Annotated in this window: 5 protein-coding genes and 1 pseudogene; 1 reads left to right on the forward strand and 5 read right to left on the reverse strand. The window is 37.5% G+C overall.

Translation table 11 applies throughout. The annotated features are described in order from the left end of the window. A partial coding sequence (locus AC1DRF_RS14770) for a spore germination protein (RefSeq protein WP_477741020.1) occupies window positions 1–1,135 on the reverse strand: 1,135 nt, incomplete at its 3' end. A 506-nt stretch (window positions 1,136–1,641) separates the two neighbouring features. On the opposite strand from AC1DRF_RS14770, the gene AC1DRF_RS14775 reads away from it, so the two are divergent. Continuing rightward, a complete protein-coding gene (locus AC1DRF_RS14775; RefSeq protein WP_477741021.1) occupies window positions 1,642–3,261 on the forward strand; it encodes an ABC-F family ATP-binding cassette domain-containing protein in 1,620 nt (539 codons plus the stop codon). Window positions 3,262–3,297: 36 nt separating this feature from the next. Here AC1DRF_RS14775 and AC1DRF_RS14780 read toward each other — a convergent pair whose 3' ends face one another. The 4 genes and pseudogenes from AC1DRF_RS14780 to AC1DRF_RS14795 form a co-directional block, all read right to left on the reverse strand. Further along, window positions 3,298–4,182, reverse strand: a complete 885-nt coding sequence (locus AC1DRF_RS14780; RefSeq protein WP_477741022.1) for a DMT family transporter — start codon at window positions 4,180–4,182, stop codon at window positions 3,298–3,300. Window positions 4,183–4,246: 64 nt separating this feature from the next. Beyond that, window positions 4,247–4,963 (reverse strand): helix-turn-helix domain-containing protein, encoded by a 717-nt coding sequence (locus tag AC1DRF_RS14785; protein ID WP_477741023.1) that lies wholly within the window; start codon window positions 4,961–4,963, stop codon window positions 4,247–4,249. Window positions 4,964–4,990: 27 nt separating this feature from the next. Beyond that, entirely contained in the window at window positions 4,991–5,620 is a 630-nt protein-coding gene (locus AC1DRF_RS14790; RefSeq protein ID WP_427076181.1) for an alpha/beta family hydrolase, read from the reverse strand. 60 nt (window positions 5,621–5,680) lie between these two features. Beyond that, a pseudogene (locus tag AC1DRF_RS14795) lies at window positions 5,681–5,921 on the reverse strand (LLM class flavin-dependent oxidoreductase); the annotation flags it as partial.

Genomic DNA, 5,921 nt, shown 5'->3' on the forward strand with positions numbered 1-5,921 from the left:
CCATGAATAAGGCTTCTATAAGGGCTGGAAATGGCACTCCAGACTTTGTTCCTATAATGGAAATAGCCAATTTAGTGGGAATCATCCCTGGGTGAAATGAAATAAAAGCAATATACAAAGCCGGTGTAAAAAGGGAAAGAACCACTGCGATATAACGAAGAAAACGAATGAATGTACCAGGAATCCACCTTTCATAATAATCTTCCGGCGACTGTAACATCATGCTAAACGTAACAGGGGCGATCAAAGCAAAAGGCGTCCCGTCTAATAAAATGGCTACTCTCCCTTCCATCAAAGCAGCAATTACACGATCGGGACGCTCCGTATTCTGCACCTGGGGAAAGGGACTAAGGTAATTATCTTCAATGAGTTGTTCAACATATCCTGACTCCGGCACATTATCAAGATCAATTTTTTTAATTCGTTTTTCTACTTCTTCGACTAGCTCTGGATCAACAATCTCCTTTATGTAAGCAACAACTAAGTCTTTTTTGGAACGCTTTCCTACTTGAAATTTCACCAGCGACAAATTTTCAATATCTCCGCTTCCTCTTAATAAAGAAGTATTATCACTTAACGATTCAGTGAAGCCTACTCTTGGCCCTCTCACTAATGCTTCTGATACGGGCTMTTCAATCGTCCTTGTTTTTACTTTGCTTGTACCAAGAATTAAGGCAAGTGATAACCCGTCAATTAAAAGAGCCGTAGATCCTGTTAAGACTTTTGGTATTACTTCTTTAATAGAATGGACCTCTTCTACATCACTAATTGATAATACTTGGGTTTTAATACACTTTTTTGAAAGGATTCCCTTTACGTAAAGCTGATCCTGTTGATATTCTTTTGAAAAATCAGCCATCAATGATGACAAAATATGTTTTTCAATAAGATCTTTATCTGAGAGCCCCTCTACAAAAATAATAGCTGCCTGAATGCCGGTGCGTCCTATAATAAACTCACGAAAATGAACGTCGGAATTATGACCAATTTCATTTTTAATTACTTCTAGAGTTAAAGCTAAATGATCCGTAACATGATTAGATAAATCTTGATGTATAGATTCCTGTTTGTTTTCCTTCTCGTTCGCATGGTTGCCTATTTTTTTTACTGCTGATTTCCATTTTTTCACTTCCATCACTCTTCCTCTGAATTACGAATCCCGCTTAATAATTTGTAGATTATATATGGGATGAAAAAAACCAGAACTGCTTGTATAAAAACTGGCCCTTCTGGAAGATAGGAAACAACTAATTTCCACATGATAATCACCCTATTTATGTCTATGTCAAACCAATTTTAGAAATAAGCACCCATAAAATATCAGTGTTTACTTCATAAAAATTCTTTTATTTACCAGGTAGTATTATTCTTCTTTTTGTTTCTTATACAAAGGAATACAACATCCATCTTAAAAATGAAAAAGAGCTGATTACTGAAGGATTATACATGCTGGTTTGCTGCTCAATGTTTTGGTGAATGCTAGAATAATTAAAGTTTTACCTCTCAAAAATCCCCTTAAATAGTTGACGAGTGCTTAAAGTGTCGGTTACACTTTATGTTTGAAATATTGTATTCATATCGCTCTTATCTCAAAAGAATGGTATAATTTTATAGATATTGAATTTGGAGGACTGCTCATACATGATTACAGTTAGTAATGTAAGTTTACGATTTGGCGACCGAAAGTTATTTGAAGATGTGAATATTAAATTCACGCCTGGTAACTGTTATGGATTAATCGGCGCAAACGGTGCTGGAAAATCAACGTTTTTAAAAATTTTATCTGGTGAAATTGAATCTCAAACTGGTGATGTACATATGGGCCCTGGCGAACGCCTTGCTGTCTTAAAACAGAACCACTTCGAATATGAAGATCAAGAAGTTATGAAAACCGTTATTATGGGGCACGCTCGCCTTTATGAAGTAATGCAAGAAAAAGATGCTATTTATATGAAAGCAGACTTCACAGATGAAGACGGAATGAAAGCAGCTGAGCTTGAAGGTGAATTTGCTGAATTAAACGGTTGGGAAGCAGAATCAGAAGCAGCTATTCTTTTAAAAGGATTAGGTATTTCTGAAGATCTTCACGCAAAAAAAATGGCTGAACTAACGGGTAGTGAAAAAGTAAAAGTGCTTCTTGCACAAGCTTTATTCGGAAAACCTGATGTATTACTTTTAGATGAGCCTACGAATAACTTGGATATTCAAGCAATTCAATGGTTAGAAGAGTTCTTAATTAACTTTGAAAACACAGTCATTGTTGTATCTCATGACCGTCACTTCTTAAACAAAGTATGTACGCACATTGCTGACCTTGACTTCAGTAAAATCCAAGTCTACGTTGGTAACTATGATTTCTGGTATGAATCAAGTCAATTAGCACAAAAAATGGCATCAGATGCGAACAAGAAAAAAGAAGAAAAAATTAAAGAGCTTCAAGCCTTTATCGCTCGCTTTAGCGCAAATGCATCGAAATCAAAACAAGCAACGTCTCGTAAAAAATTGCTTGATAAAATTTCATTAGATGACATCCGCCCTTCTTCTCGTCGCTATCCGTACGTGAACTTCACGCCGGAACGTGAGATTGGAAATGACGTACTTCRCGTTGAAGGTCTAACAAAAACAATTGACGGCGTAAAAGTGCTTGATAACGTAAGCTTTATTATGAATAAAGATGACAAAATCGCTCTTGTAGGCCGCAACGAACTTGCAAATTCAACATTAATGAAGATTTTAATGGGTGAAATGGAAGCAGACAGCGGTACGTACAAATGGGGTGTGACAACGTCTCAAGCCTTTTTCCCAAAAGACAACTCCGAGTACTTTGAAAACGGAGATTTAAATTTAGTAGACTGGCTGCGTCAGTATTCACCTAATGACCAAAGCGAAAGCTTCTTACGCGGTTTCTTAGGCAGAATGCTATTCTCTGGTGAAGAAGTGTTGAAAAAAGCCAACGTTCTTTCCGGAGGAGAAAAAGTTCGCTGTATGCTTTCTAAAATGATGCTAAGCGGTTCAAACGTTCTTTTACTAGACGATCCTACGAATCACCTTGACTTAGAATCAATCACAGCACTAAACAATGGACTTATCAGCTACAAAGGTTCAATGATTTTCACATCTCATGACCATCAGTTCGTTGAAACGATTGCAAATCGTGTAATTGAAATTACGCCAAACGGAGTAATTGACAAGCAAATGACGTACGATGAGTATTTAGAAGACAGCAACCTGCAAAAACAAGTAGCTAGCATGTACGCTTAATAAGAAATCCCCTTTCTCTGGAGAAAGGGGATTTTTTTATATACGCACCTCTTGATTTAGCGATGATTTCGGAGAATACGTTAAAAACGCTAAGCTAGCAAATACTAGTGCTGCTCCACATATGTTCACCAAAGTTAGAGATTCTCCTAAGRAAAAGACGCCCAATAAAAAAGCGGTAACGGGCTCTGCTAATGATAACGTCACGGCGGTTGACGCATGCACCGACTTAAGCGCTGTAGAAAATAATACATAAGCAAGAGCCGTCGTAAGTATTCCTAAGTGAAGAGCAATGCCCATTCCATTTAAAGAAACTAGCCAGCTCATATCATATATAAACCAGCATGGGATTAGTAGAACAGCAGCTGTTGTGAACACAAGAGAAGCGCCTACTTGCGGATCAACATGCTGAACAATTTTTTTATTAACAGTCGTATAGCAAGCAAAAGACGCCCCTGCTCCTATCGCCATACCTAAACCTATCACGTCGATTTGACTATCTTTTTTTAACAACAAGCTGCAGCACCCTATAATACCCGTAAACGTAGCAAGCAACCACTTTTTTGTAGGTTTCTTGCGGTACACTATGTAATCTAACACTCCTGACAAAAGCGGCGCACTCCCAATTGCTACCATTGTCCCTACTGCAACACCCGTTTTGATAACGGCTGAAAAAAACAGCGGCTGATAAGCGGCCATACTTGCTGCAGCAACCGCAAGGGGCAGAATAGGAAGGTTTCTTACGTCCACTTTCTTTTTTTGAATAAGACAAGCTGCAAGAAGCGACAGTCCCCCTACAGCTAAACGCACCGCTCCAATTGCCACGGAATGTGCTTCAGCAGATGCTAAAGCTTGGGCAGTCCCTGTTGTTCCCCATAGTACAGCTGCACATAAAATAAGTATTTTTGATAATGAAGTATTCATATTTCCATCTCCTTTCTTTTATCATAGCTAAAAGAAAGAAAAAAGTTTTTCCGCTTTTATGATATTATTTGTCTGTTTTTAAGATACTTCGATATTGCGTGGGTGAGACTCCTTCTTGTTTTGTAAACCATTTAGTGAATGAAGACAAGCTGTAATAGCCGACTTCGTGCGCAATATACGTTATCGAATAGCTGCTCTCTTTTAACAATTCTTTTGCTTTCTTTAAACGTATACACGCTACATAGCTTTGAGGCGAATAGCCCGTTTTTTGTTTAAACCAAGCAGAAAAATAGGCAGGATGGTAATTTTCCATCTTGGCAAGACTTTCTATGTTTAGCTCTTGATTAAAGTTAGTATGAAGATAATCAATGGATTTAAACGTTTGTTTCTTTGGCAAATAATGCTGAACGTAACGGACTAAATCTTCAAGCGCTCCTCTGTCAGCGCTTTTTTGAAGCCCATCAAGTAAAAGGTAGCGAATTGCTTTCCATGTTGAATCCCATTGAATAAAAGCGGCTTGTTGAGAAAGATGCRCACTTTCTGTAAATTTCAACGGAATATCAACAACTAAACATTCATTTGTATTTTTAGCTTGATACGTATGAAGCTGACGAGGCGGAATGTAAAAGCATCCTTCTTGTAGCGTTAAGTGCTGCTCACTTGCTTGAATATCAAGAGCACCTGCTAGCGGAAACAAAAGCTGACTGTAGTTATGATCATGAGTATGAGGTGAATAGCTGTAGGCTCTTTTTTCGCAAATAATTTCACGTAGCGTATCCATTTTGTCCTCCTTTCCTTACTTCCTATCTCAAAGAAGCTTTTCTATGCCATTCAAAACGGTTTCTAGCGCCTTTAACGATTCCACAGGAGAATACAAAACGTCCAATGAATGATCAGCGTTTTCAATCACTTCAATATTCATCTTGTTTGTTTTTAATCGATAAACTTCTTCGGCATAATAGTAATCACGATTTCCTATTACAAGAAGACCTTTATGAGTGTTTTCTAGTAAACTTTCAAACAGTTCCGATCTGGTTAAAAGCGGCGTCAGTAAAAGCATCACTGCATCTTTGTAGACTTCATCTTTCATAACTCGCTGAATCAGTGGAATCGTCCCAAGTGATTTTCCTGCAAATATGATATTTTTATAGTTATTGTGAGATAAAACGTCTTGCAGCACAAGGTCAATGTCTTTCATCATAACGTCTGCAATCTCATCTGTAGACTTTGTCATGAGCTCTTTTGAATATGTATAGTGAATATGAACAACGTCAATTCCGTGTTTTAGCATCAGCATTGTCAAATAATACAACAGCGGCTTTTCGTACGTATAGCCTAGACCTGAAAACATAAAGCAAATGCGAGGCCCTCCTGTTTTAATATGTGTATAGGTAATCTTATTAGTTTGGTTGCTTACACTTTTTTGATCTACGTGCATGTCACTCCTCCTTTTTAAATATTCTAACATTTAATTCCGTAAAAAAACCCCATCTTTTTCTTAAAAAAATGAGGGTTGAGGAAATAGCTCTGCAAGCAGTTCATAAGACTTCTTTTTTGCTTCATAATCATGGATATTTGTAATAATTAAAAATTCGTCGTTATCGTATTTTTGCTGCAGCTGAGTTAATCCTTGTTTTACTTCAGCTGGATTTCCTACGATCATACGAGGACGATTGGTGCTTATTTTTTTGAGCTCTTCTTCTGAATAAGAACGATTACGCACTTCCTCTATCGATGAA

It is taken from the genome of Priestia sp. P5_B4, from assembly GCF_056400385.1.

Coding starts and splice junctions, on each gene's coding strand:
- AC1DRF_RS14790 (WP_427076181.1), bottom strand. CDS start 5,620: ATGCACGTAGATCAAAAAAGTGTAAGCAACCAAACTAATAAGATTACC.